The organism is Priestia sp. P1_B12_1, from assembly GCF_056406695.1.
The window spans coordinates 44748-70724 of sequence record NZ_JBFTZR010000013.1; the positions used below are offsets into that span (position 1 = coordinate 44748).

Genomic DNA, 25977 nt, shown 5'->3' on the forward strand with positions numbered 1-25977 from the left:
TTATAAAATCAGAAGCACTCAATTTTCCAACGAACAAAGGGAATTCTCTTTAAAACAATAGTTAATTGCTTCACATCGCTCCTCAGCAACACCATATTTTTTATTTATTTAAGAAAATGAATCTCTTTTTACACGTATTCACCGATGAAATACATTTCATTTTTCCTGTCCATCAATAAGTGATAACAAAAAGCAAACTCTGGTTTTCGAATAAACATAATTTGCGATTCAATATCTTGATTGTGGTCAATGACTCTGTTTTCCATTTGAACATGTTGACTATGGAAATACTCTTGATTTTGCATGTATTCTTGAAAGTTTGGGTCATTTGTATAAACACGTAATACGGTATACGTTTCATAAGAAGAATCTTGCTGCATGTCTTTAGTTGACTTTTTAGAGGAGAAGAGAGAGCTTTCACTCTTAAGTTTCAATGCAAACATAACTACTATCCATCCAGATACAAACATAAGAGGATAAAAGAATCCACTATGGGTCAAATTAAATAACTGACACGATACGATTAAAACAACAAAAGCAGTGATAGGGAGCCAATGATCGCTCCAAAATGTTTTTATATTCCTTACTAAAGTTGTTTTTATCTCTTCTACTTGTTCTCTTTTCATATACTCATCCTCCTTTTAAAAAACTAAGCTACACGTCGAACATTCCCATTAAATCGGTCTTTCCAATACTTTGTATTTAGATCACCAACTGATACTCCTTGCGAACTGCTGTCATTAAGAAACTTGCCATCTCCTAAGTAAATGGCGACGTGTCCATTAATTTTATATGTGTCAAAGAAAATGACGTCTCCACGCTTCATTTCACTCGCCTTGACGACTTTACCGCGCTTGATTAACGTATCTGTTGTAGTAGCACTTACTGGGCCTAAATCAACACCGGCTGAACTATATGCCCATCTTACATAGGAACTACAATCAAACTTCCTGGCAGCAATGTCACTTTGATTTCTTCCACCACCCCATACATATGGGCTTTTTCCAACTATAGAAGAACCAACTTGAATCGCCTTTTCAATGGCTGCGGAACCTTTGGCAGAACCACCTTTGATCGAAACAGCTTCAACTGAATCACTCGAATAGGCATTCATAAATCCCATTACGCGTGACACATACCACGTAGCCCTGTTATATGCAAAAACTGCTTTTTGATAATTTCCAGAAGCTCCGCCATTGGCAGCTAGATAATTTGCGGTAGAATACATAGCATCTGTTACGTTCCAAGGATCTGCTTTTCCATCTCCATCCCCATCAACTCCAAATCCCCCATACTTTTTGATGGCTGCTGGACTCTCTAAAATATCCTTTGGAATGCTTGCATTCCCTAGTCTTGTGCCCCCAGGATATCTCCACCCTACCCATGTTTTTGACATGAACTGTCCATGTCCAAGTGCGCCCGCACTAGAAATATTTAAATCTTGACCAAAGTGTGTTTCGACGCGATGAATAGCAGCAATGAGTGTCCAGGGGATGTTATATTTTTCGCCTGCTGCTTTATAAATCGGAATGTATTCTTTCGGTATTTGTCCTTCTCCTATTTTAGATATCTGAATATCTCCAATGTTCACGCCTGCACCGTCAATCTCTGTTACTTCTTCTTGATCTGGTAGAAGGATGCCAAATACACTAACCATAGCCATAGCACTTACGACAACTCCTAATGCTAATAATGCTGCAATAATAGCTAGTAATATCTTAGACTTTCGTTTAGCAGAATGATTTAATTTATGGATTGGCTTAATTCGGTAAGTTGACACGAACCCCCACCACCTTATATCCATTATCTTGTTTTTTAAGTGTTACTAAATACCAGTCTTCCTCTAGTTCTGATTTTCCTTCTACGTCATACACTTTTCCTTGCATAATGACATTCCATTGAATAACGTCTGGGTCATCGTTTGAAACTTCCGTTGTTTCGAGAGTTTCTGGCACGACTTTATCATAAGTTAACGTTCCACGTTCTTTTTGATTTTTATAGTTTTGATACATTTCATCTGACATATAAGGCTTTGCTTTTTCAATATGTTCCGAAGGGTTTTTACCGTTAAAACTAGCAAAGGCTCTGACAAACCCCGTTGCTATTTCTTTTGTACTTTGTAAATCCTCTTTTGTATTTCGTTGGGCCTGGTCGTATGGATTTTCCTTGCCTTCAATCATTACTCCTTTATCTTCTTGTACTGATTCAGAAGAAGGAGCTTGCTCCCCCTCTTGTGAAGAAGAAGCAGGCTTTTCCTTTGCAATAAAGGAACTAATCATAATGCCCAAAAAGACAATGATACTTAGAAACACGAGCATTTTCTTTTGCTGAACACTCATGAAAAGAACCTCCTTTATTCTTGTTGAGATTGGCGTCTCATTTGCTCAATCTCTTTAGAACGGTCTATATGTCCTCTATTTGATTCATTAGCAGCAGAAGCCTGTTCTTTACCCTGCTGTATTTCTTGCTGCACCTGCTGTTGTCTCATTTGCTTATGAAATTGCTGATTTGTTTTTTCAGTTTGAGTTTGTGGTGGTTTTGGCTGTGCCCTTAACGGTGCTTGCTCTTGATTGAATTGTTTAGTTGAAATTTCTCCATTAGCTGGAACTAAACGTCTAGGGTTGTGGATTGGTGCTTGTTGGCTTTCCGAACGTGCTTCTTGTCTTCTCATTTGCTCAATAACTTTACTTGATTGAGAAGAACTTGACTCTTGTTGCGGCTGTACTTTCAATGGTGCTTGATTTTGATTTTCCTGTTGACGCATCTTTTTCGTCACTTGTTCATTCTGTTTTCCAGAAGCAGAAGGATTATTTTTCATAGCTTCTTGTTGTTCCGGGCTTTTAGGTTGTGCTTTTAATGGTGCATTGACTTGGTTTTGTTGCTGTTGTTTGCTCATTTGATCGGATACAGATTGATTATAGTTCGGGTCATTTTCTTTTGCTTTTTTATGAGGGTTTGGAATGACACCATTTTCAGATGATAAATTTCTTTTCCCCTCTTTTTCTTGTCGTCTCTTAAAAGGCATGACATTACGTTTTGGTGTGTCTTCAATTACATTTCCGTTGCTATCAATGGGGTTATTTCGGCGTAAAGCCGGTTTATTACTTTGTCTTGCCATCGCTTTTTCCATATGTTCTCTAGCTCTAGCATCTGTAGTGCCTGGCTGACTAGATAAAGACTGTGAGTGTACGTTATTTCCTAAATAAAATGGCTCTATTCGTGCGTATTGTCGTTGCTGATCTTGATACTTAATAGCATCAACCTTTTCTCTCCACGCTTGTTTTATTTGTTGTTTCTTTTCATCGTAAAGCTTATAGCCAAAAAGCTGTTTTTGAAGAGCAAATATGGCTGCTACAATGATAAGAACGGCAACAATTACTTGACCATAAGTCCAGTTATTTTCACTTGCTACCTTATAGGTAATATTGACGAAGCTAAACATTAAAATTAACAAAACAGTGAGTCCTATACACATCCCCAAAAACCCTACTAGTTTTCCAATAAATTGTTTTGCGAACCTTTGAAACGTTGGAAAAATACTAAGGAATAAAACAAATACCCCTGTAATAGCTGTGAGCAAGAATCCTACACCGTATATTTGAATGAATGTTGCTAAATATCCCACCATTGCTAATATGACAAGGGCTGGGACCCAAATTAACAATGCTAACACAATTCGTTTATTAGTATGTTCTGGTGCAAAAAGAGAATGATTAGCATTTTGTTTAACAAGGGTTTTCCGTTTGCCACTACCAGGTTTTTCATTAAGTAACTGTTTGACTTTCTCTTTACCTTTTTTTATTTGAGTTGGCGAAGCATTATCAGCTTTTCCTCCACCAATCACACCATAATTTGTGGTGCCAAATTCAAGTAACAAGTATGGTTTTACAATTAACAGATCATGCATTAAATTTCTTATTCTTGATACACCATAACGTACTGAAGACGTGTCTTTGTAACTCTGCGTAGCCTGATCTTCTTGCCGATCTTGAATCATTTCTTCCCTTATAGCATCTTCGTTTCCATCACCTAGCGAGTAAGTAGAAGATGTTAAAACAGCCCCAGAGATATAGTTACGCGCTTGATTTAACTGACCTAACAATTGGTCACTATTTTGCACATACGCTGTAAAGACAGCTGATAATAAAGCTGCTACAATCAAACCCGACACTGTAGCTCGATACTTCTTTTGAGCAAATGAATAAACAAGCCATCCAGCTACCATAATCATCATAAAGCTCATAAATTGACCGATTCCATACGTGCCGCCTGTTTCCGAAATAAAAACTGTAATATAGGACAACATACTGTCAATAATATCGAAGGTGAACGCTTGCTCCATTAAGAAAATCCCGAAATTTACAACCACTAAATATCCATACCAGATACCACTTAGTATTTGTTGTTGAAAGGCTGCAATGTTGTTATATACTTTTTCATCCACGTTAAAAATATTAATGGAATCAAACCAACCTTTATCACCTTCATTACTCTCTTTTACATAAACATCGATATCGTAATTCTCCAAAGGCACCTCATTGTATCGGAGCAAAGGTGCATTAGTTTGAGGTAGATCACTTTTAGGCATTAACTCATCCATAACGTTTGGTGCTGCGGCTGATACCGATGACAGAGGACACAAGAGGCATAACACAAACAATAACAGCAGCAGTTTTAAGTGCAGACTTTTTTTCATTTTCCATCCTCCTTATTTTTCAATCGGATCGGGGCTTAATACATCCTTTTCTTGTTGTGTTAACCCGGTTGAGTAGTATTTTCTATGCGCTGCTATTATTCCGTTATTTGTAACGTCACTTTTTAAGGCCCCTCCAACATAGGCATTTGTCAAATATTTATTTTTTTGTTTAGAAACCCCAACTGTTAAATTTTTAACTTCTCCTGTACGAAAATCTTTAAATCGGAATTTATAAATATACTGTTTACCTGGAATAACGTCATATTCTAACACTCCATATTTTTCGATTTTTTGATGTTGATATTGTTCATAGTCACTCGCGATATATTCCTTTGCTACCTTTAAACTCTCATAGCTTTTAAGATTTTCATCCGTAGTCTCCATTTTATAGGCCTTATCTTCTGCACCTCGTTCAATATAAGTCGTATATTTCAGGGCTGTTTTACAAGGTTCAATTTGTTCGCATGTTTTAGGTTTCGGTTCTGTATTTGCTTCCTCTTTCCCACAACTTGCAAGTACACTCACAATAGAAATGATTGAAATAAAGGCTAATATCTTTTTCATTTTTATTCTCCTTTTCTTTAAACCTCTTAAACGGCCTACCCTCCGTTTTATCTAGCAACGGAGGGTTTAACCCTTTTACACCTGGCTTGCTAGCTCTCTGACGTCAATAGATGTGTCAAATGCATCAAATAGATGTTCTTGTAAGATACGAACCTGCATTACGCCTGTTCGTTGATGCAAGTCACGATACAGGCAATAACCCGATTGCATTTTAGGCATCATATCTTCTAAGCCGGCACTATCTTCTAATTTCATAAACTCTTGAATGGTTGCAATCTCTTCTGGTATATCCGTTTTAAAGCAATATGCTGTACCGATTTGACCGCGCATACTGCTTGGAATATCCATTAAATATTGTGTCATTAAATAAATTGGTGAAAACAATGAACGCCCCTCACGGAATAAACGATCAATCAAATGCTCACCTGCCGGGTTTTGGAAGAAGTTCCATGCCTCATCAATCGCCACAACCGTTAATTCATTTTTGAACATCCTTAAAAACTTCATCATGTAGGCTGTAAGACTAAATAGAATTGCAACGGATACAATATTTCCTTCTGTATATTCTTCTGTTGGTGTATCCTTTTTTGGCAACTGCAAATTATCAACTTGTAACACATTAAATTGATTGGCGTAATTTAATACATTTTCGTCATTCATACGCTTTCCAAAGATTAAACGAGCAAGCGATACATCTTCAAATTCCTCTAAAATAGAGGCCAACTCCAATGCCATTGGTCGCTGATCTTCTGGCAAAGCTTCATTTTCCTGTACTAAATTTCGCAACTCATCTTTTACAAATCGAATAGATGGCTCTGCCAATTGCCCAACACGCTTCACAGCTTTTGTCACAATCGAATTTTTCACACTATCGTTTCGAATATTAATATTTAACAAGTAATTAATAATTTCTCTTGAAACATCTACAGCTTCGGCTCGATTATCAAATAGAAGGAATGGGTCTAATTTACCTGCATCTTCATCTTTTGTTGAAAAAGAGATAAAATTAAGTTCACTTCCTAGTTCACCTAATTTTTCATCCCATTTACAAATGTCTTTTCTCTCAGACTTTGGATCTAGAAGAAGGACTTTAGCACCACTCAATACAGCCTCATAAATATCTCGATTGGCAGCCATTGATTTTCCGGAACCCGTTTTTCCTGTATACACGGTTACAAGCGATTGTGTAAGAGCCGCACCCGATGCAGCTAAACCGGGTAATACATAAACAGCCGTACCACTTAAGGTTCTTCCTGCATAATAGCCATATTCATCCCCCAATTCTTGTCGATTTCCAAAGAAGCTAGCCGTTACCGCATTGATGTCTACGTCTTGGATAAATTCAGTTACATAGCGTCTTGAGCCCGGTAAGCATTCAAGCAAGCTTCGCAATTGAAGACCATACGTATTTTGAAGCGTGATTCCCATACCTGCATACTCGTCAATCAAGTCATTGACACGCTGCATTAATTCATCTCGATCAGAAGAACTAACCGAGAAAATAGCACTCATTAAGTAGCCGCCCTCTCGTTCCTTTTCAACGTTGGCAATAATGTTTTCCGCATGTGAAATACCTTGATAAACGTTTGAACCTGCATCCTCTCCGAATGCGTTCAAGTGATTCGCTTGATCTTCTAAATTTGACTTCTTACGACGTAACTTCCGCAACCGTTGATCTGCATCTTGATAACTCATTTTCAAGTTAACACCTACCGCAAAAGGCAATGACCGTATAGCTTCTAACCATCTTGTTTCTGGAAAGTGAATTTCCTCCGGCATCCCCACCATATGCAAGAAAGCAACATGCGTCTGATGGTTATATCCTTTTGCATCTGTTTGATGTAACGTTAAATAGCGACGTGATTTAGGATTTTCAATCCCTGTTAATTGAAGATTCAACACATCATCTTCGGTTTGAATGCGAGCAATGAGCTCTCCCTTTTTATTAAAAATAGGTGTAAAGCGATCTTCCCAATTCTGCCAATTAGGGGGAAAGCGCAATCCTATATTGAAAATCCACGGAATTAATTTTGTCATTCCTTCCGTTGTGACAGGTGTAAAAGAAAAAGGTAAACCCTCCAAAAACTTTGTGACTTCGTTATTGGAACGAGAGATTTTTCGCAAGCGATCTTCTGTTAAATACAAGTGATGATCTCCGCGGATTTTTGCAAATTTAGAGGAAAGCCAATCTTTTAAGGCTTGGTACATTTCCTTGTACGTCATATCCTCTGCCTCGTCATCTAGCGTACTTTTACCTAGTTCAACTCCGATGTAAAATTCATAGCGACGCTCTTCCGCACCTAGTTCATCACTTGTTTTAAGATAATGAAAAACGGATTGAATATGTGAACTGGCAACCACTCGTAAGTTACCTCGAATCATGGATGCGTATTTTTCGCGAATATCATCAATCGATTGACGCGTTGGGACAACGATACATTGAATTTCTCGTTTGATTTCTTTAAACAACCGTTTCAATTCGGAAAAGTGAGCCATTAATTGTGCTTCTGAATCAAAACTTGTATGAAACCCACTAAATTTAAACCATCCTTGTTCCCGTACATCCCTTGTTATGACAACATTTCGCCAAACAGCTACAATGTCATTTTGAATATCCATTTTCATATACACTCCTCACATCATTTTCGATAAATAGGAATTTTGCGTTTGTAGGTAATCTTTTTTGCTTGTTCGACTTCTTCAAATCGAAAAAGCTCTTTTGGCTCCATAAACGTTTTATACTTCACTTGCCAATAACGAAGTATGTTCATATGTTCTTTGGTTTGAGAACCTAAGAGATAACCAAAAAATGTAGGTGCTGCTACACAAACAACAATCACTCGTGCAATTTTATTAGGAATAAAAGGGGTCATAGGAACAACTAAAAGAAGACTTAGGAGAAAGAAAACGAATATCACAATGATTTGAGTAACAGTCACAGAAAAGGGAAGCGAAATGCTTTCCCTTCCCCCTGCTAGCCCTCTCACGATATTTGGAATGGCAAAAATCTTGTTGGTACAATATCCTGTAACACGTCTCATGCATAGACCTCCTTAGCTTGAAAGACCGAAGAATTTTAAAAGCGAATCACCCAACGAAATAATGTTACTTGGACCATAAATAAATACACCAATAATTCCACCGAATACAACAACCATAAGAGCACCGCGATACTTTTTCATGACCAGTGAACCAATAATCGCAAACAGCACTACCCAGATGAAGACGGTTTGCAAAACACTCATAACATTCGTGTCACCTTGACTACTAACACCTTGCAAATTGATATCACCCAACATAAATGATTGTAAAAAAGTTGTAAGCATTTCTTATCCCCCTAAGAGTTTATTTAATTTCGTAAGAAACAGGTTTCATGGTTAGAATTTCGAATTTATCCTGACCGTCACGTTGTATAGAAAATTCGTAGCTGTGATTGCTTTGAATGCCCGTGACAGGCTGTTCTAATTTGACTGAACATCTGACAATATACTGATCTTTAGCCGATTTCTTTTCATAAACAGATGCATTGTTCATGGATTTATAATTCATTAATCCATTTAAAGACTGCGCTTTACTAGAATCTTTAAAAAAGAATTTTGTTTCATCGCTTCGATCTTTTGCTGTATACGTTTTAAAGAAGGATTCTAAAAAACTCTGAACCTCATTATTGACAACCGCATCTGCATTCTTGTTTTCTTCATTCTCTGAAACAGTTACACGTTGATTTGATTTTGGCATGTAGGGTTGCGGTAGATCAATGATGCTATAACCGTTTTTATCTTCATAGACGCGTACCAAATAATAGAGAGTCGCTTGTTTCTCTTCATTCTTTTTCTCGACTTTTTCTTTTCCATCTTTGTCTTTTGATTTCTTTTCCACTTCTTTAGTTGAGGTCACATTGACCTTGATAGATACGTCTGAAATATGGTCATCTTTTTGCTTAATCGAAACCACGTCACTACTGTCATAACGCTGACTACCAGGGATATTGGCATAATCAATTCCAGCATCTTTATCTAGACCGGTTGCTAGAAAGCTCTGTAAAGCTTCTTCACGTTCCTTTTGTTTGTCCTCCCCTGGATCGATGCTTGTGTAATGACGCATAAATTGAGTAGTAAAGTATTCAATAGACTTAATATTTTGAGTATTTTGATTATTTTTAGAACTTTGATCTTGTTGTTGAGCTGACACTTGATCTTCTAAGTCACTAAGAACGAGGTTATGTCGAAAAGCACTAAAGACGCCTAAAGCCACAATCACGATACTTCCAATCATGATCACTCTTCCAATGGTTGTAGCCGTTGAGCGTTTCATACTCGCTCGTTTGATAATGACTTGATCTTTCTCTTTTTGTTTTTCATCTTTCTTCAAGAGATTCGGCATATATTTTTTGGAAGTACTGACCTTGTCTTTCACCTTCTCCTTTATCCCCTCTGACGATTCGTTAGGAGTAGGCTTCTTTTTTTTCTGCCATTTTCTCATTGTCATTCCTCCTTTTTACCAAAGAACAAGAAGACTACAACTGCTATAAGAATAATTGTTCCTGTAACCCCATAACTTGCAACGCTTTGGTTATAGAAAACCGAAAATTGATCTTTTCCGGTTTCCCAAAGTACGTTCGCTTCTGGGAATGTCCGTAGGATAAAACTTCCTACGAGACAAATTCCAGCGATATAAAGAAGGGTTTTAAATAAATTGCGAACCACTAGCTATCCCCTCCTTACAATCCTTTTTTTACATCTGACGAGTTACTAAATACATAATGATAAATGTCCCCAAATGCATCTTTTTTTGTTTCTTCAAGATTAGCTGCTAAAACAGGAACTTTAATGTGTGTTCGTTCTTGAGCTGGAATACTCAAGAGGTCACGCATAGTTTTTTTGGTATTGGTTTCATTCCCTGCAATAAATAAGACCCGCCAATCTAAAATAGGTTCTTCAAATCCAACATGCATATCGTATTTTTCGAGCGTTTCTTTTCCTCGTTTCAAAAAGTCATTGTAACGAATGATTTTCTGAATCGTATTTTGACGTTTAGCCACACTACGTTCTAATTCAACGAACAAGCCAATATTTTGGTCGCTATCTGCCTCGCCCACAACGAGTACGCCGTCTGGTTTGATGACTTCTGATTTGCTCTTTCCATATTGGAATGTTCCTCTTGCTTCTGGAATCCATTCTTTAACCGCAAGCCCTAGTTCTTCTGCTTGTTTGGTATACGATAAAACCAAACGATTTAACATCAATTGGTGCTGGTACCAGGCGGGCACATCCGTTGTCCATTTCTTTTGCCATTTTGAAAAGCCCTGCAACTCTTCTACGATTTCAACACCAAAAGCATCCAGCGTATATAAATTACCCGGCTTTTCATACCCCCGCATTGGAACGGTAAAACTCTTAATATGCTTAGACTCTTCTAGCAGGCGCAAACGATTCATCGCATATTTACGATCTGCGTAATTCGTTAAAATATGCTCAACAATGAAATGAGAGTCAATGTAAATAAAGTCATGTAGTTTGATCAATAGATCTGTATCCTGTTCATTCAGCGTGATATATTTTTTCATTCAGTTTCGCCTCTCCCTTGTCTATAAGAGGAACGTTATTTTCGTGAGTGTGTAAAAAGTCTTCCCTTTTTCACCTAAAACGTTTACTTTTCCTCTTTTCCTTCCGTCTCTATTCATTCTTTTCTGAAGGTTTTTTCTTTCGTAATGATACAATAGGTTGCGGTTCTTGTGGGAACTCTTCTGTTTTTTTCTTTAAAGTGACAGCAGGTTCAATAGATTTAGTCTCTATTTCTTGAACCTGTTCTTTGTCATCTGAAACAGGTTCAACAGAAGCAGCCGTTTCCTCCATCGCTTTTTCTTCTGCCTTTACAGGCTTCTCCCATGAAAGCTTAACCATCGGTTTAAACGGCTGTTTTTGTGTAGGCTTTTCTGATTTCATGGGTGCTGTTTCCTCTACGCGTTTTTTCCTTGAAAGTGTAATAGCTGGCTGGATTGGTTCTGGCTTCACTTCTACTTCTGTCTCTTTTGTAATATCCGGACCAGTTTCAACTACTTTCTCAGAAGCTACATTTTTAGCATCTATAGGCTGTTTCTTTTGCAAGGAAATAGGTGTTTCCGGTTGAGCTTGTAAGGGAGCCCTCGGCTTTTTCTTTTCCTTTGTCGGCTGCTTTTTAGGCACGTATTCTTCACCTTGTAAATAGGCACGAACCATTAAATCAACTTCTGATTTGTGATACCCGTTTTTGGATGCTAATTCTTTTACTTTTTGTGTTGTCCAGGCATTGGCCTTTGCTTCTTCCACTTCATTTTTAAACGTAGCTTTTTGTCCATTCGGCATATAACGATCTAGTGGCGGTAATTTCACCACACATTGAACGATTTCGTTCGAACCATTGATTTGGTCTTGTGTACGAATGACGGTGACTAAATCCGGCAAGCTTGTAAAATAGGACTCTGAAAAAAGAGGTTGATCTCTTTTCGAACCAGGAACACTAAACATCTTACTGGCTGCCGCCGCCCCTTCTGGCCCTTGTCGGCACACAAAGAAGTTACCTTGCACTTCTTTCAACGCATTTTTCAGCTCTTGATCTAATTGGTGCATGGATTGTGTTCCAATCCCTAACGATAACCCTTTTTGACGTTGTTCTGCAATAATGCGAGGCAGTATCGTCATTTTCTCTAATCGTGCGGCTTCATCAAAAACAAATTGATGCATAAGAGGTGTTCCTCCTCTTGTATCCGCAACACGGTAATACAAGTACGTAAGAAATCCACCAATCAATCCAGCTTCTTCTTCACTTAATCCACTAAAGTCATAAAAGATAATGTGGCCTTCATCCATCCATTGAAGGATAGGAAGCGTAAACTCTTTTTGACCGAACATTCTACGTAACAATGGATTCGAGGTAAACGTATCTAAGCGATTAAATAAAGCAATACGACTAGCATCAATTAAGTCTTCGGCTTCATTCCGCCAAAAATCTAACACGTCATAAGCTTCTGGATCATCTTCTAAACGATTCAGAATGCGCTGTCGGAATGAAAAATCATTTATTAATGGTTTTACACCTAAAATCGTGTGACGCTCTCCTGTGTCCAATACAAGCGTTTTGATACAATTCACTAAAAGACGTTCGGTTTGTTTGGCCACTTGGAAGTTTTCACTGATGATCCGCATAATGATTTGTGTCACTCGTTCAGGAGATTCATTTGGAAAACGATGCAATAAATTTAAAGCTGGTGGATAATCCGTATCTTTAAAAGAGATCCAATGCACCTTATTCCAATTAATCTCTGCCCCGTCATGCTCAGCTTTCAACATTTGATTTAATAAAATCATGGCTGTGTTTCTTGCTGGGTCAACAAATGAGAAGCCAGGAGACGTTTTGCCTTCGTTTCCGTGTTTGATAAATGACTGAACATAACTCATTAACACATTATTTAATAACGTTGATTTCCCTGAACCCGTCACACCAAGTAAAGACCAGTGTTTTTGCAAGACACTCATTAAAATTCTTACGGTACGATTTTTAACAAATTGATGATGCTGCACACCAAAATCCACGGAACCTTCTTCATGACTTAGAACATGATCTGGAAGTAATTCCTCCCCACGTTTCGAATGTGGTATCTCTTTCGCGAGCTTCTGCATTAAGTTTCGTTCATCAAAGTGCGGTAAATGAAGAAGGTTTGCAAGTTCGCTTCCCGTCCAGATCATGTTGTAAGGCGTCCCTGTCGGATACCATTGCACGGCCTTTTTCCATTTCTTATATTTCAGTTCATTCACATTGTTTAAAACGGAGTGAATGGCGTTTGCCATACTTTTGACAACCGGTACACCCGGATAGTATTCGGAAGCTATCGACACGGTACAATCAAAAGCAACCTCATTTCCAGAATAACGATGCTTTAAGCTCGCTAACTCTTCCTTATCAAAGGCTGAATGATCTTTAAAAGGTTTATCCCCTTTCAAGTCCTCTTCCAGCTTCTGAATGGCTTTTCGAAGCTTCCATCCATAGTTAGGCGTAAATCCGACTTGCAACCACGTATCAGCTTTCATATGTGAAATGATGCCTGGCAACTGATCTGACTTATAGCGTGAGAGTGGCAATGACTTTTTCAAGTTATTGCTTTTTAATTTCAGTCGTCCTCCAACTGCTTTTTTATTTGGAAACTCTAAGTTATCCGCAGGGAAAAACGTTAAATTCGGATAGACACTATGAAAGTTAGACTTAATCGCTTCTAATTGATTCTTTTCAGCTCCAATATAAAAACGATATTGAGCCCCTGCTTCATCATCAATGGTGTAATGAATAACAAACGAAAAGCGCTCACGTCCAAGGAAGAGACGTTCAATCCATCTTCGTTTTGTGCCGTGAATCCTTCGCATTAACTGACTAAGCATTTCTTTTGAAACACCATCATTCGTGTGTGGCAATAGTTGAACATAATCAAAATGTCGTTGAATCCGAAAGATGGCACATATCCATCGAATCAACAGAAATAGAAGCAGCAATGCAGCTAGAAGTTGAATGATATGAATGCAAATGGTCAGCCAATGCTGAATCGTTTCTGGACTGTATGGTAAAAGAGACAAAAGCCATTCTTTTTTCCACACACCCATGCCAGCCAAACCAAGAAGTACAACGGCTATTCCCTGTCGTGGATTTTCGATCAGTTGGTCGAGAATATCGTCAAAGATCGTTGCTTGTTTTTTTGACGGTTTTTCTTGCAAGTGGTTTCCCCTCCTTGTTGAGAGAGAGGAAGGAAAAGAGCTATGAAATTTTCGAAGAGCGAGGTTCTTTGGGTGTTGGGTTCTAAGCTGTTTTGAAGTTGGGTTCTGTGTTGTAAGGAAGAACGATGTTGAGTTTGTTTGTATAGGGTCGTATGGGTGTCAGCATGTGTAAGGCCATGTTGATGGGACACTTGATGCGCCCCCCGCCGATACGAATAAACGATACAAACAAAAAAACAGGAGTAATAGAGAGCTTCTCCTATCGGTACATGATTACTAACGTAATCAATGTTACCTCTAGGAAAGTACCTTGAAAAATTCAGGTTATTTATTACCTAATTCCATTATATGCCCCACACCTTAGAGCTTCAAGGGATTTCCAGTGAAACTGACCTAATACCTAGTAGAAGTTTTACTACATAGACCTTTAAGGTCACATTTTTTAGAAAATCCTTATATCAACTTCGTATTAACATTACTATAAACCTATTAATTATGTATAATTAAACCTATTATTATATATTCGATAATGTATATACTACTCTGCTCTTTAATGTCTCATCCAAATCTTTAATAGAATTTTAATCACATCAAGATAACCATTGCCTTTGTTTCGTTCTTTGTATACACTATTTTTGACTATTCTGTAAGGGGAATAGTTAACTTCGTGAGTGGAATCAAGAAGAGATTTTAGATCTTTTCTTGATTCTTTTTTTACAGAAATTAATCATCCCTTTTCATGAAAAGTATGAACTGATTCAAACTAGCATTTAGATCAAAAGCAGAATGACTTTGATAGTGTTTGCGTCTTTGACGTGCAGATTGCTCACGTTCAATTTCAGCTAATTTAACCTCCACTAACTCTCGATCTACTACCCTAGAAGCCTTCAATTCGTCCTCTAATTCCATGCCCACATGTGATAATGTAATGTCACCTAAACCCTCAATTTCTTCAACAAACTGTGTAAGCTGATCAGAACGATAATTCGTAAATAAACCTTTCATCGTGCCGAAAAGATACTTTAAGAAACATTCGTCGCCCTGGAAGTCTCCTGCAATTATAGAACCTTTTTTCTCAACAGTTACCGCGACAGCATCCACGGCTAAGCGTAGATAGTCGTCAGTAGCTGCAATAGAATGATAGGTAATACCAAACGCCTTGAAGGCGAGTTGAATCTTACCCCATGCACGGAAGATAAAACGCCCATCTACAAAACCACGATTGTAAAGAGCACTAATGAACGCAATAGGCACATTCCCAGGGATAGGAGCAGGCTTAGAAAGAGTAGAAGAAGTAGGTACAATAACAGGTGTTGAGGTTTCTTTAGGAAGAACTAGGCTAGAACCTGTAGAGAGAGGTAGAGCCGTCCCACCCACCACCGTATCTTTAATTGTATTTGAATTGAACCCATTAATTTTAGAAGGAGTCTGCCCTTCGTTTTTTGACGCTTCAGATTGCGTTCTACGAGCTTTTACTTCATCAATGATAGTTAACTCTGTCGAAGCCCCTCTTCCTTTACCAGAGACCTTTTTCGAAAGGATTTCTCGCTCTTCCAATCTAGCAATCACTTTTTTGAACGTTGCATAAGGAATTTTCTTTTCAGCATCAACACTAGACGTGATTTGGTCCGCAATATCGCGCTGTGAACCAGATACTTGTCCTCCTTGAGAACGGATAAATGCTAAGACATCCCCTTCCCACTCTTCCATATGACTGTATGTACGTTCTTCACGTGGTTTTGCTTCTTCCCAAATGACATAGCTAAACAACATGCCAGATAACTCGCGAATTTTTTTCGCAGATGGAGCATGGAAACGGCCATTATAAGCACTTTTAACTTTGCGTTTCACCTCAATTTGACGCATTTGAGGCGTGTTTTTTTGATTCCAGTTATGTAAGTATTGTTCTGCCGTTTTCTCGTCGTATCCAGCTGCCTTATAAGCCAGAGCAAGTGTGTAGCAAGCCGTATCACGTTGGCCTTTATTTACACCTTCTAGGATTTTTTGAACGGCAGGATGTTTTACAAGAGATTCATAGCCTTTGCAGAATCCTTTTTTGTATGTATGTACGTCTTGTTGATCTTGTTCCTGAACAAGTTGGAACCATTCACATAAGTTATCAAACGATACGCGCTCTTGTGAATGGAAGACCGTATTCTCATCTGTTGGTAAACGGAATAGTCGCTCTGGACCAATTGCATTTACGTCCCCTTTTAACATCTCAGCAATACATGTTTGAATACGGCTATAATGTGCATTTAGCTTATCTGAAGCTCGTTTTGACTGTTCTAAAAACCAGTGAACATGAAACCCTTTAGATGGGGTCTGAACTACTAAAGAAGGCATTGGAAGCCCTGCTTGTGTAATGGACTCTTGTACATCTGGAAGAGTCATCCCTTCGTTCTCTCCATTTTTTGCATCAATATCAATCGACATCGCATTAATCCAACGTAGCGTACTTACACGACGTAGATCATTCCGATAAAACGTATTTGGCGTAAAGTATGTATAGTCTTTGCTGACATTAAATAAGGAACCATATGTACGAACAGCCTTTGTTGTCTCTTTCGTAAAGTCTTTTGATACAAAAACCCACCCTAAACGGTTATTGTAACCGGTCTGTTGCTTCTCTGATTGTTTCTTTTTTTTATTAGTTAATTGATCCCTATATATATTTACAGCAATACCAGCTAAATTCATTGGTCTTCCTCCTTTCAAGAATTATTGTTTAAAAGAAACAAAAAAGGCCGTTCGCAAGCTCCATGCCTGCAAACAGCCTTGTATTCTTGAAAGAATGCCAAAAGTTTAATTACTTCAAAGGTTTATACGATAGAAAACAAAAGAAATGCATAAACAATTTGTCTACATTTCTATTATTTTGGCAGAAATTATTACAATAATATCGTATAAAAAACCTTGTCAAAAAAGTTTAATACTGTTATTATGTGTGTATAACAGTATAAACAAATGTCTTTTTGGGCATTTACTTTCAAGCCACAAACTTTGGTCGGGGCGGGGCTTGATTTTTTAAAAAAGAACGTGTTTCCAGCACGTTCTTTTTTTTTGAACGTTATCTAATATTTTTTATAATTAAGTATTCTTAAAAACTAGTAATCTTTTCTATTGTTTTTTGTTTCTTTCAATATACCTCTTTTTAGATATTTCGTCCACCTGCTTTTCTTTTCATAAAACGATAATATCAAAATCGGTTACTATATACCGGTATTTTACCGGTATATAGTCTATTCTGTCAACAGTAACATTGAATATTTTACCATAAAAAATTTAATATTCTAGATGGAAACTACCTCTAATATTGACTCCAGAAGGCAAGAACAGTAAAATACCGGTAAAAGAAATATATTTATTATATTTTAAACTATAAATAACAAGATCAACAACTAAATTAATATTAAATTCTATTTGTTTAATGCTGTTTCTACCAATGGAGGAATAATAATGCCTAGCTTTGACAAAAATAAAAAAGAAAGAATTGAGCTCTTCTTGGATAAAGAAAAAGATGCTGATGTAATCGCTTTTTTGAATAATAGTGGTACCACAAGAGCTGGACTTATAAGACATATTCTTCATGAGTATGTAATTAATTCAAAAAAAGGAACTTCCATATATCGATTTCGTGATTAATCAAGAATTATTCTTTGTAAGATATACAATGAAATACTTAGAATCTAAAAATTATTTAAAAACAGATTATCTAATCTGTTTTTTTATTTGGAAATTACCTCATTAAAACATTATAGATAATAAAGATTGATTATCTTAGTTGAACTTAAATCCAACTAAAAACAATCGATCTCAAAACAATTGTCTTTGTAGAAATGTATAGTTGATCTTAAGTTGAACTGACATAGTTATATTCAGCTCTATTCACTTTCCTGGAACGCATTATTATTGTATTCTTTTACACGTTCCAACTATATAAGAACAGTGGAACGGGAATCGTTCCGTATAAAAGTAAATTTCTTTTCAATTCTATATGATGAGTTGGATTTCATTTAAATAAGAACGTGTTTTTCTTATATGTACTAAATCATATTCGTAACGAGGAACAGTAGAACGGGGATCGTTCCACTGTTAAAATCAGTGTTTTTATTATTTCCCCTCCTTTTTTTATCAATTTCATTATTATCATAGAACGCCCTAAGAACACTAAAAACATCCACCCTGAAACTATACTAACTTTAAGAGCGCTATCTGTTCCAAATTAAGTTTTAATTTATCTAAACTTCGATTTAGAAGTTGGATTTCTTAGATAAGAACGCTTTTTTCTTATTAGTGTTACATAAGATTTAGCACGTGAATTATCAGAACGGGAACCGTTCCTATTTTAAATCGTTATTTTTTGCTATCTAAATAATTAATTCCATTAGCATTATAGAACGCTTCAAAAACACTCAAATTAATTATTTATGAAATAAGAATGACTACTCATTATAAATAGAAAGAAGATTATCATTTCATAAGAATGCCATAGATGTAACAATAAAAAGATATAAGAATATTTGTTAGTTAATTAATTTAATCTTAAAGCTCTTTACAATCCCATCTTCTAGGTAGTATATTCATGTTGAAAATAGTACTTCTTAGTACCAGTATTCCTTTAAATATTTTCTCCATTTAGAAGAAACGTAAAATAATTTGTCAAAAAGGAAGTTATGATAGAAAGTTTGATTTATAATTTAAGCTATAAAATAAAGCTCTTTATTAGAGTTAAGATTAGTTCATCAAGAACGCTTTTTTCTCTTCTATTTTATTTTACATTTAATAAATGGAACGGTAGAACGGGAACCGTTCTTCATTATTTAAAATTTGAATACTTGTCAATGATTAAAATGTTATTCATTAGAGAATGGTTAAAAAATATTAAACTTTGATTCACAAGAGTGATATTTTCATTTAAAAAGGAGGGACCCTATTTATGAATGAAGAACAGTGGAACGGGATTAGTGACAAGATACCAAAAGCATATTGGACAAGGGAAGTCGCAGAATCCTTAGGAATTAGTGATAGCTATCTAAGGAAATGGTGCTTAGAACTAGAGAAAAACGGATATAAATTCCTAAAAGTAAAAGATGGAAAAAATCGTGATAATCGTGCCTTTACAGAACACGATGTAATTGCATTACGTAAATTCCAATCCCTTTTAAGTCAACCAAATGTTACGAAATCTCAAGTAGCACAAATTATTTCAAACGATTATGCTCCTGTAGACAGAGATACTAAAGAATTATCTTCTTATCTACGGGACAATGATCGTGATAAAGCACAAAAAGAAGTACACGATCTTATACTAAGAGATGTAATACATGAACTGCGACATGAGCTTGGTAACGTAGAGAATAATATAATAGCCAGTCTAGGAGAACGGATAGAGGAACGACTAAGTGAAAAAATCGAGGAACAGATAGAGAATTTTTTAACAAGACACTTACTCTTACAAGAGGAACGGATAGAGGAACGGGTAAAGAATGTAATGTCTCAATACTTGGAACGTCAAGAAACTACCATGAAGGAAACATTCAATCAAATTCAAACTTTACAAGTGCAAGATAAATCTTCTACAGAGAATAATGAAAAAATAATTTCTGAACTAAAAAACTCTTATATAAACCAACAGACGCAAAATGAGGCTCGTGAAAAAGAACTTCAAAAAGAATTAAGTGAGAGAGAAGAACAGTTGAAAGAAGTATTAAAAGAATTGAAGACAATTAAAGAACATATAGCTGTTACAAATGAAAAGAAGGGCTTTATTTCGAGACTATTTGGCAAATAAAAAGGCTGATAATGCTTCCACTTGAATAGATATTGTTTTTCCACACTGATGACGTTCTCCTTTTAGAGTACTAACATCATTATGTCCAAGTTTTAGAGATTACTTGCAAGTGTCCTGACGCATTTGCATCAGAACCCTTTTCATCAAATTTTTTTGTAAAATAGGAATCTCCTTAACAAAGACCGCCCATTATGTATTAGTGTATAAGGCGGTCTTAACTGTATTCATGCTATATGATTATGACAAAAATATCGACATTATTCTAAAAGACGTCAGGTGAAAAATGCAATGGCCAGGATCGCTGCTACACACCCTAAATAAATGTTCCCACTCCAATCTCGTTTTTCTTTCTCTTCAATTACATAGCTATTGTAAGAGTCAGCAATTGGTTTTACTTTTAATTTACGCTGCATATCTTGCTCCTTATCGAAAGTCAATTCGGATTCCTCCATTGTTTGATAATTGGACGGCAGGAAGCGTCCTTGCTCGTCTCTCAATCGGTTGCTGACGTCTATTTTGCTGTGACGTCTCATGGTTGGAAGAATGTTGGGGTTTCGATGAAAAAGCTGTTCCTGGTATTGATCGGCTAACTCTTGATGCTCCAGATATCTCAGTAATGTTTGAAGACGCTCTTTTTCGTTCAATGTAATCAAGCTGACTTCCTCCATTCTCTTCTCTATTTGCTTCTTGCTCCAACCATAATTGGTGTGAGGAATGGCTCCATGGAGGGGAGGGAAGAGGGACGTCATCTTTTTTATAGTGTTTCATCAAGGTTAAAAATTGATGATTATAGGCAGCTGCAAATAAAGCACAGCGAAGAATCTGATTTCGATCTAACTTGGTGGCTTTAAATAAACCATCTACATATGTACGATAGATATCATCGTAACGGACAGTGGGTCTGTACATTGAAACACACCTCCTTATATAGAATAACCTCTAAAGGGAATAACTCCACTAACATCCATGCAGCAGTTTTGAATATGGTTTTCCAACTTCTCATTTTCCTTTCTAAGCCTTCTTTTCTTTTATTATGAACTCTAATGTTTGTTTTCCTTCTAACGTCAGATAGACACGTTTTGAGTTTAATAAAGAGATAGCCAATTCTTTAGTCATGTGTATTCGCTCCATTCATGCTGTTTTTAGGGACGTCTTTTGCTGACGTCTTACTAAATGATATGTACTATGGCTTGTCCACTATTCCTATGGATTGGAAAATGTTTTAAAAGTAGGAGGGTTGGACATAATGAATACTAATTACATAACGGAAGGTGTTTTATATGAACTGGTTAGGTTTAGGAAAGAAGCGATCACGATTTGGTAAATATCTTGATAAAAATTCGATTACTCAACAGGAAATAGCTGAAGAAAGTGGAGTTAGCAAAAGTACGATTAGTCGTTTATGCGACCCAAAGGGGTACGAGCCTAGCCTTAAAAACGCTAAAAAGATTATTAAATTTCTCAAAAAGCATGATCCAATAGTAGATTATAGTGATTTTTGGGATATGTAAAATATTATTCATTCTGTTTTTTTGATGAATCTTTTTTACTTTCTTTAGGTATCTTATAGTTTATGATTGGCCGATCATTAAGCATGAAAGGCTGTCCATATGACAATGCCGTCGCTGGAGCGACTTTTAAAAGTATCAAAACGAGATTTGTGAAAGGACGACATTTTACTAACTTAGAAGGATTAACAAAGGAGCTACGGGACTATGTCCATTAGTTTAATTACGTACTAATTCATGACAAGCTTGATTATATGAGTCCGATTGAATCCAAAATGAGAAACCAAAAAAACTGTCTAGTTTAGTGTTGACATACCAACTTCAACATACATAAAACACCTAACTTTTAATCAGGTGCTTTGGTTTTATAGTCCTTCAAATACAATTTTAACGTTCTTATTTTCCGCAAACTCGCTTATATAATTTAGAATTAATTCCTTTAGTTGATAAAATCGTAGCAACTCAACTTTTAATTCTTCTTTATTTGAATTTGTCAACTGCTGAGGCATGTTGTGCAAGGCATCAGCAACCAGACCAAGCAACAAGAAAATGTCATTATGTAAGTATTCCTCAATTGCGGCATACATCTTGATCGAAAACAATTCTCTTTGAGCTACCAATAAATTTGTTACATGTTGCTGCGCTCTATTAACTAAATCCTCAACTGAACATTCATCTAGCATTTTAGCGAAATCAGTTGTAGTATTAACCTCACCGCGAAAGTATGGATTTCTAACGTGTTCTACAAACGTGTGGAATGACATTTTCTACTGCTGCCTTACATTTATTAATTATTACTTCACATACTTTTTTCCAACGTAACAACCTATATTTTATCATCAACTACTTCAAAATAAGCCTTTGGGTACGACCCTATCCAATTAGATAAAACATCCTTATCTACTTTCATATCCGAAAAAACGTTGTAACCCCTCGCGTCAGCAGTCTCAAACCCGTAATATTCTTCTTCTTTTTTAATACTCAATCCCTCTTCCTGCCCATCAAAGACACAGACTATTTTTTTGAATTTAATTTCCGTTTTTCGAAGGCTCATCCTTTTAATCTCCCATCTTGTGATTTTCCCTTGTATTCAAAATTATCTCATATTTACATTCATTGCTCTACACGCCAGTTTACTCCCTAGGTCGCCTTTCCGCCTCTCAGGATCGTTCCTGTAACTATGAAAGATGTCTTTTTGATAGCCTAATAATCGATACCAAACTGGGTATAATAAAATGGACAAAAATATCCATTGTTAGGGGAATTGAATCGTGAATCAATTGTTTAAATTAAGCTCCTCATGGTTTCCAATTTGGTTAATATCATTATTAATGTTAGTCATGGTATTTGTATATCTGCCTATATTTAAAGGTGCAAACCAAAACATGTCTGATGTTCCTCTAATTGTTGTAAATGAAGATAAAGGAAAAGTTGGCGATGCCATATTATTAAATCTTATCGAAAAGCAAAATGGAAACTCCTTTAAATGGGAAGTTGATAAAAGTAGGAAACAAGCATTCACTGATATAAGAAATAACAAGGCATATGGCGCATTAATTATCCCTTCAGACTATTCAAAAAATCTTGGTCGAGTTCATGATACGCTTATTTCCGGTCTTACAAATAGTAAACCTGCTGATTTGGAAATTTTATTGAACGAAGGGATTGGGCAAACTGCATCCATGATTGCGAGTAATACCCTTCAGACAGTCGCTTCAACTGCTTCTAAAGGAATTAGTAGTCAACTAAAACACGAATTACTGCAAAAAGGAATGAGAGTAGCACCAGAGAATGCTTCATTATTAGACAATCCCGTACAGGTTGTTTCAAAAAATGTACTGAGGCTGCCGGTTAATCTTAATAAAGGAATGACACCGTTTGTCATGGCCCTTATATCATCTATTACGGGAATGTTGGGGGCAAATATGATACATGGATATCTTTTGCGAAGTAATGGTATTTTGAAGAAAAGGGGATCTGCATTAAGTGAATCTGAAGTCCTTACATCAGAAATAATTTTTGGTATCATTTTAACTTTCTGTGTTTCAATTTTTATTCAACTAGGGATATTTGGAATTTTTGGGAGTGCACATGCTTCAAACATTTGGACGATATTCCTGTTTACTTTCTTTAGTTGTACGACCATGTTTTTGTTATTTAAAACGATAGCAGTATTTTTAGGTGGATGGGGAATGTTAGTAATGTTCCCGGTGAATTTTATGGGGATATTTTCTAGTGGCGGAGCATTTCCTCTATCAACATTACCTACCGTCCATCGACTGTTCAGTTATATTCTACCTACAAGATATATTGTGGACGGAATAAGAGCATTACTTTATTATGACGGAAGATTGGGGGCAGGACTTGGACCAGCCTTATTGGCACTCTCCATCTATTTTGTTTTGACATTAGCGATTCTTATTGTATTCATTAATCTTACTAAAAAATATAAAGAAGCAGTTGTTAATGAAAGCGGAAAGAAAATTGAAGTAGAAGTGGGAAATGAAATTCCTCATGAACCACATACTCACGAGCAAAGGGAAAGTCACCATATAGGAGAAAAAGATGGAATGTTTCGTCAAGCAGTGTCTAATTTAGCTAAAGGCAGTAATAAAGAGAAACAGGAAATGAATGATAATGAGTACCGAAACGCATTGAAGTCATTAGACAAAAATAAAAAATAATATTATTGCTTGAAGTTGATAGTAAATATTCATTATGCAATTTTTTATTCATTTTTACGTATTTGCAGCTTTTTTACATTAAAAAAACACTTCCATAATAGGAGCATTATTCAATTGCTAAATACAGGTCAAAAAGCAATTGAATAACAATAGCTGGTTCCTTAACATACAGATAACCGGCTGAAATGTGTCTAAATTTACAATTTTTAACTTTCGGTGACGTGACCCCTAGTATAGAAAAGCTAAAAATTTTTTAATCGCTTAATTAAACACATCAAAAGGGGACCCATTCTCTTTTTGTCTTATTTCAATAGCTAAAATCCACTTATATAAATGAGCCAGCGTAAAACCCTTTTCCTCCAATTTTTTCGGGAAACGTTCTGGATGATCGCGAATCCAATAAAGACGTTCAAGAGCTTCTGACATGGATCCGAAACTATATAGTGATTTACTTCTTACTTTTTTTCCTTCACGATAGGTTTTTTTATAAATAAATAAGTTTTCCCTTTTGATTTTTGTTTTGCAAGATACCCAGGCTCTGTTGTTTTCACTTTCATAAAACCAGCTCCTTTTTGGGTTTTACTACACATTTAGAATTTAAAAATGAAAGAAAGAGGGCTGATACAAATGAAATTATCTGAAATGTCAGGGGTTCTCCAATCAAGTATTTCACGATTCGATCGAAATAATCAGCATATTGATTGGCATCTATTTAAAATCGCTAAAGCTCTGGAAATATCAGTAGAAGATTTATTTGAGATTGAAGAATAATTCACTATCATTTCACTTTTTATGTGCGTTACATCGTGAAAATATACAAAAGATAAATATAATGTTAGAATCAAATTATCTTGTTGTTCAACTTGCTAAAAAGCAGCCAAAATATATTATTTTGGCTGCTTTTTTAGTTTGTGCTTATAAATTTATTTAAACCTAAGATCAATTAATACTGTTAGTGGCATTTCATTCCTTAATTCAAACAAATCATCAATTTGGCGTTTATTTTTCATGAGATAGGCGAAAAACCAAAGGATGTCCCACCCATTGAAAGGGATTAGTGATTTACCTTTTTAAACCTAGAATTAAGAAAAAGAGTTTGTTCAATAATACCTATGAAATCAAATTACAAAGGAGTGAAGTTAAATGCCAGAAGAGCACAATCATGGTGGTAGCGAACACTGAGAACATGTTGATATTCCTGATCATTATGAAGTTGTAGTCCATGGTGACCACGTTCACTTAGGACAATTCGAGCCTGCTCACATTGGCTACTATCGTCAAGGTGAGGTGTTAGAACAACCACAAGGAATGCCACCTCAAATCCATCCACCTGAAGGATTCCATTGGGTAGGCATACCAGGTCATTATGATCAGCATGGAAATCACACAGATTACGAAGCACCTCATTGGGGACTTCACGGTCAACACTCTTAATTCTAAACATTAAAATTAAGGTTCGACGATAATTTCAGTTGCTATCAATAAAAGAAAGGGCTCCTTATTCAATCACATTAGGAGTCCTTTTTTACATAAAAAAACCTGTAATTTTAGTTTTTCAAACATAGAAATTCCCCTTAAAACATAAATGTCGCAAAGAAGTAAAATAAGGCTCCATAAAAGGTGATAGGCAAGATAAACCGCATCACTTTTTCAAAGTGATTGGCAACGTCTATTATACCCCATCGATCTAATAACCATTCGATGAATGCTACTGCTAAGACAATGCCTCCTATGGCAAGGATAGTGGGGTCAAGCATTGCGTATGGACTGAAAGGAACAAACGAATAAACGTTAACAGGACGAGGTTTCAGTGAGGATGTTAAAGAAGGTTTATGAAAGAAGGTTCGAAAGATAAACCATTGTGTTTTTCTCATGTTGGTACCTACTTTCATTCTTTTTATTTTTTTCGCCTTTCATCTACGGATTATTTAAGCTCAAGGCATCCGGTCGCCCCCTTCGCCTTTTCGGCTCAGCTCCCTTACAGATTTCA

25 protein-coding genes are annotated in these 25977 nt (G+C 36.3%); 7 read left to right on the forward strand and 18 right to left on the reverse strand.

The genetic code is table 11. The features are described 5' to 3' along the window. Window positions 1-128 precede the first annotated feature (128 nt). From AC1D0Y_RS25195 to AC1D0Y_RS25255, 13 genes are all read right to left on the reverse strand, one after another. Window positions 129-626 carry a hypothetical protein gene (locus tag AC1D0Y_RS25195; protein WP_477708084.1) on the reverse strand — a complete coding sequence of 166 codons (498 nt, stop codon included), beginning with the start codon at window positions 624-626 and terminating at the stop codon, window positions 129-131. Window positions 627-649: 23 nt separating this feature from the next. After that, window positions 650-1780, reverse strand: a complete 1131-nt coding sequence (locus tag AC1D0Y_RS25200; RefSeq protein ID WP_477708085.1) for a bifunctional lytic transglycosylase/C40 family peptidase — start codon at window positions 1778-1780, stop codon at window positions 650-652. Next, the gene (locus AC1D0Y_RS25205; protein ID WP_477708086.1) at window positions 1761-2339 is read right to left on the reverse strand and encodes a hypothetical protein; all 579 of its coding nucleotides are present in this window, start codon (window positions 2337-2339) and stop codon (window positions 1761-1763) included. Before AC1D0Y_RS25205 ends, AC1D0Y_RS25200 begins: the two co-directional genes overlap by 20 nt. A 14-nt stretch (window positions 2340-2353) precedes the next feature. Further along, the gene (locus AC1D0Y_RS25210; protein WP_477708087.1) at window positions 2354-4696 is read right to left on the reverse strand and encodes a CD3337/EF1877 family mobilome membrane protein; all 2343 of its coding nucleotides are present in this window, start codon (window positions 4694-4696) and stop codon (window positions 2354-2356) included. A 12-nt stretch (window positions 4697-4708) separates the two neighbouring features. Next, window positions 4709-5260, reverse strand: a complete 552-nt coding sequence (locus AC1D0Y_RS25215; protein WP_477708088.1) for a hypothetical protein — start codon at window positions 5258-5260, stop codon at window positions 4709-4711. A gap of 75 nt (window positions 5261-5335) precedes the next feature. Then, window positions 5336-7879 carry an ATP-binding protein gene (locus AC1D0Y_RS25220; protein WP_477708089.1) on the reverse strand — a complete coding sequence of 848 codons (2544 nt, stop codon included), beginning with the start codon at window positions 7877-7879 and terminating at the stop codon, window positions 5336-5338. Window positions 7880-7899: 20 nt separating this feature from the next. Further along, window positions 7900-8301 carry a hypothetical protein gene (locus AC1D0Y_RS25225; RefSeq protein WP_477708090.1) on the reverse strand — a complete coding sequence of 134 codons (402 nt, stop codon included), beginning with the start codon at window positions 8299-8301 and terminating at the stop codon, window positions 7900-7902. 12 nt (window positions 8302-8313) lie between these two features. After that, window positions 8314-8586 carry a hypothetical protein gene (locus AC1D0Y_RS25230; protein WP_050691499.1) on the reverse strand — a complete coding sequence of 91 codons (273 nt, stop codon included), beginning with the start codon at window positions 8584-8586 and terminating at the stop codon, window positions 8314-8316. A 19-nt stretch (window positions 8587-8605) separates the two neighbouring features. Continuing rightward, window positions 8606-9742, reverse strand: coding sequence for a conjugal transfer protein (locus tag AC1D0Y_RS25235; protein WP_477708091.1), 1137 nt, complete (start codon window positions 9740-9742; stop codon window positions 8606-8608). A gap of 2 nt (window positions 9743-9744) precedes the next feature. After that, window positions 9745-9966, reverse strand: coding sequence for a hypothetical protein (locus AC1D0Y_RS25240; protein WP_477708092.1), 222 nt, complete (start codon window positions 9964-9966; stop codon window positions 9745-9747). A 14-nt stretch (window positions 9967-9980) separates the two neighbouring features. Then, window positions 9981-10826: a replication-relaxation family protein gene (locus AC1D0Y_RS25245; protein WP_477708093.1), complete on the reverse strand. Its 846-nt coding sequence runs from the start codon at window positions 10824-10826 to the stop codon at window positions 9981-9983. Between the two features lie 109 nt (window positions 10827-10935). After that, window positions 10936-14001, reverse strand: a complete 3066-nt coding sequence (locus AC1D0Y_RS25250; protein ID WP_477708094.1) for a TraM recognition domain-containing protein — start codon at window positions 13999-14001, stop codon at window positions 10936-10938. Between the two features lie 723 nt (window positions 14002-14724). Then, window positions 14725-16701: a primase C-terminal domain-containing protein gene (locus AC1D0Y_RS25255; protein WP_477708095.1), complete on the reverse strand. Its 1977-nt coding sequence runs from the start codon at window positions 16699-16701 to the stop codon at window positions 14725-14727. 759 nt (window positions 16702-17460) lie between these two features. Here AC1D0Y_RS25255 and AC1D0Y_RS25260 point away from each other — a divergent pair. Further along, entirely contained in the window at window positions 17461-17646 is a 186-nt protein-coding gene (locus AC1D0Y_RS25260) for a hypothetical protein (protein WP_025753616.1), read from the forward strand. A 1294-nt stretch (window positions 17647-18940) separates the two neighbouring features. Next, entirely contained in the window at window positions 18941-19795 is an 855-nt protein-coding gene (locus AC1D0Y_RS25265) for a MerR family transcriptional regulator (protein WP_274582783.1), read from the forward strand. A 272-nt stretch (window positions 19796-20067) separates the two neighbouring features. Here the strand turns inward: AC1D0Y_RS25265 and AC1D0Y_RS25270 are convergent, their stop codons facing one another. Next, window positions 20068-20232, reverse strand: a complete 165-nt coding sequence (locus tag AC1D0Y_RS25270; protein WP_170960175.1) for a hypothetical protein — start codon at window positions 20230-20232, stop codon at window positions 20068-20070. Next, window positions 20219-20704, reverse strand: a complete 486-nt coding sequence (locus AC1D0Y_RS25275) for a hypothetical protein (RefSeq protein WP_477708096.1) — start codon at window positions 20702-20704, stop codon at window positions 20219-20221. The genes AC1D0Y_RS25270 and AC1D0Y_RS25275 overlap by 14 nt, the downstream gene beginning before the upstream one ends. A 371-nt stretch (window positions 20705-21075) precedes the next feature. Here AC1D0Y_RS25275 and AC1D0Y_RS25280 point away from each other — a divergent pair, with 371 nt between their 5' ends. Both AC1D0Y_RS25280 and AC1D0Y_RS25285 read left to right on the forward strand, forming a co-directional pair. Beyond that, complete coding sequence (locus AC1D0Y_RS25280; protein ID WP_025753619.1) at window positions 21076-21306, forward strand: helix-turn-helix domain-containing protein; 231 nt, start codon at window positions 21076-21078, stop codon at window positions 21304-21306. Window positions 21307-21389: 83 nt separating this feature from the next. Continuing rightward, on the forward strand, window positions 21390-21521 hold the full coding sequence (locus AC1D0Y_RS25285; protein ID WP_477708114.1) for an IS3 family transposase: 132 nt from the start codon (window positions 21390-21392) through the stop codon (window positions 21519-21521). Between the two features lie 147 nt (window positions 21522-21668). Here AC1D0Y_RS25285 and AC1D0Y_RS25290 read toward each other — a convergent pair whose 3' ends face one another. Beyond that, window positions 21669-22067, reverse strand: coding sequence for a hypothetical protein (locus AC1D0Y_RS25290; RefSeq protein ID WP_477708097.1), 399 nt, complete (start codon window positions 22065-22067; stop codon window positions 21669-21671). Window positions 22068-22129: 62 nt separating this feature from the next. After that, the gene (locus tag AC1D0Y_RS25295; RefSeq protein WP_477708098.1) at window positions 22130-22357 is read right to left on the reverse strand and encodes a hypothetical protein; all 228 of its coding nucleotides are present in this window, start codon (window positions 22355-22357) and stop codon (window positions 22130-22132) included. Between the two features lie 217 nt (window positions 22358-22574). On the opposite strand from AC1D0Y_RS25295, the gene AC1D0Y_RS25300 reads away from it, so the two are divergent. The 3 genes from AC1D0Y_RS25300 (at window position 22575) to AC1D0Y_RS25310 (ending at window position 25421) form a co-directional block, all read left to right on the forward strand. Beyond that, window positions 22575-23987 (forward strand): ABC transporter permease, encoded by a 1413-nt coding sequence (locus AC1D0Y_RS25300; protein WP_477708099.1) that lies wholly within the window; start codon window positions 22575-22577, stop codon window positions 23985-23987. A 627-nt stretch (window positions 23988-24614) separates the two neighbouring features. Further along, the gene (locus AC1D0Y_RS25305; protein ID WP_477708100.1) at window positions 24615-24758 is read left to right on the forward strand and encodes a helix-turn-helix domain-containing protein; all 144 of its coding nucleotides are present in this window, start codon (window positions 24615-24617) and stop codon (window positions 24756-24758) included. A 516-nt stretch (window positions 24759-25274) separates the two neighbouring features. After that, window positions 25275-25421, forward strand: a complete 147-nt coding sequence (locus tag AC1D0Y_RS25310; protein ID WP_477708101.1) for a hypothetical protein — start codon at window positions 25275-25277, stop codon at window positions 25419-25421. Window positions 25422-25561: 140 nt separating this feature from the next. Here the strand turns inward: AC1D0Y_RS25310 and AC1D0Y_RS25315 are convergent, their stop codons facing one another. Continuing rightward, window positions 25562-25861, reverse strand: a complete 300-nt coding sequence (locus tag AC1D0Y_RS25315) for a hypothetical protein (RefSeq protein WP_477708102.1) — start codon at window positions 25859-25861, stop codon at window positions 25562-25564. Window positions 25862-25977: the final 116 nt, after the last annotated feature.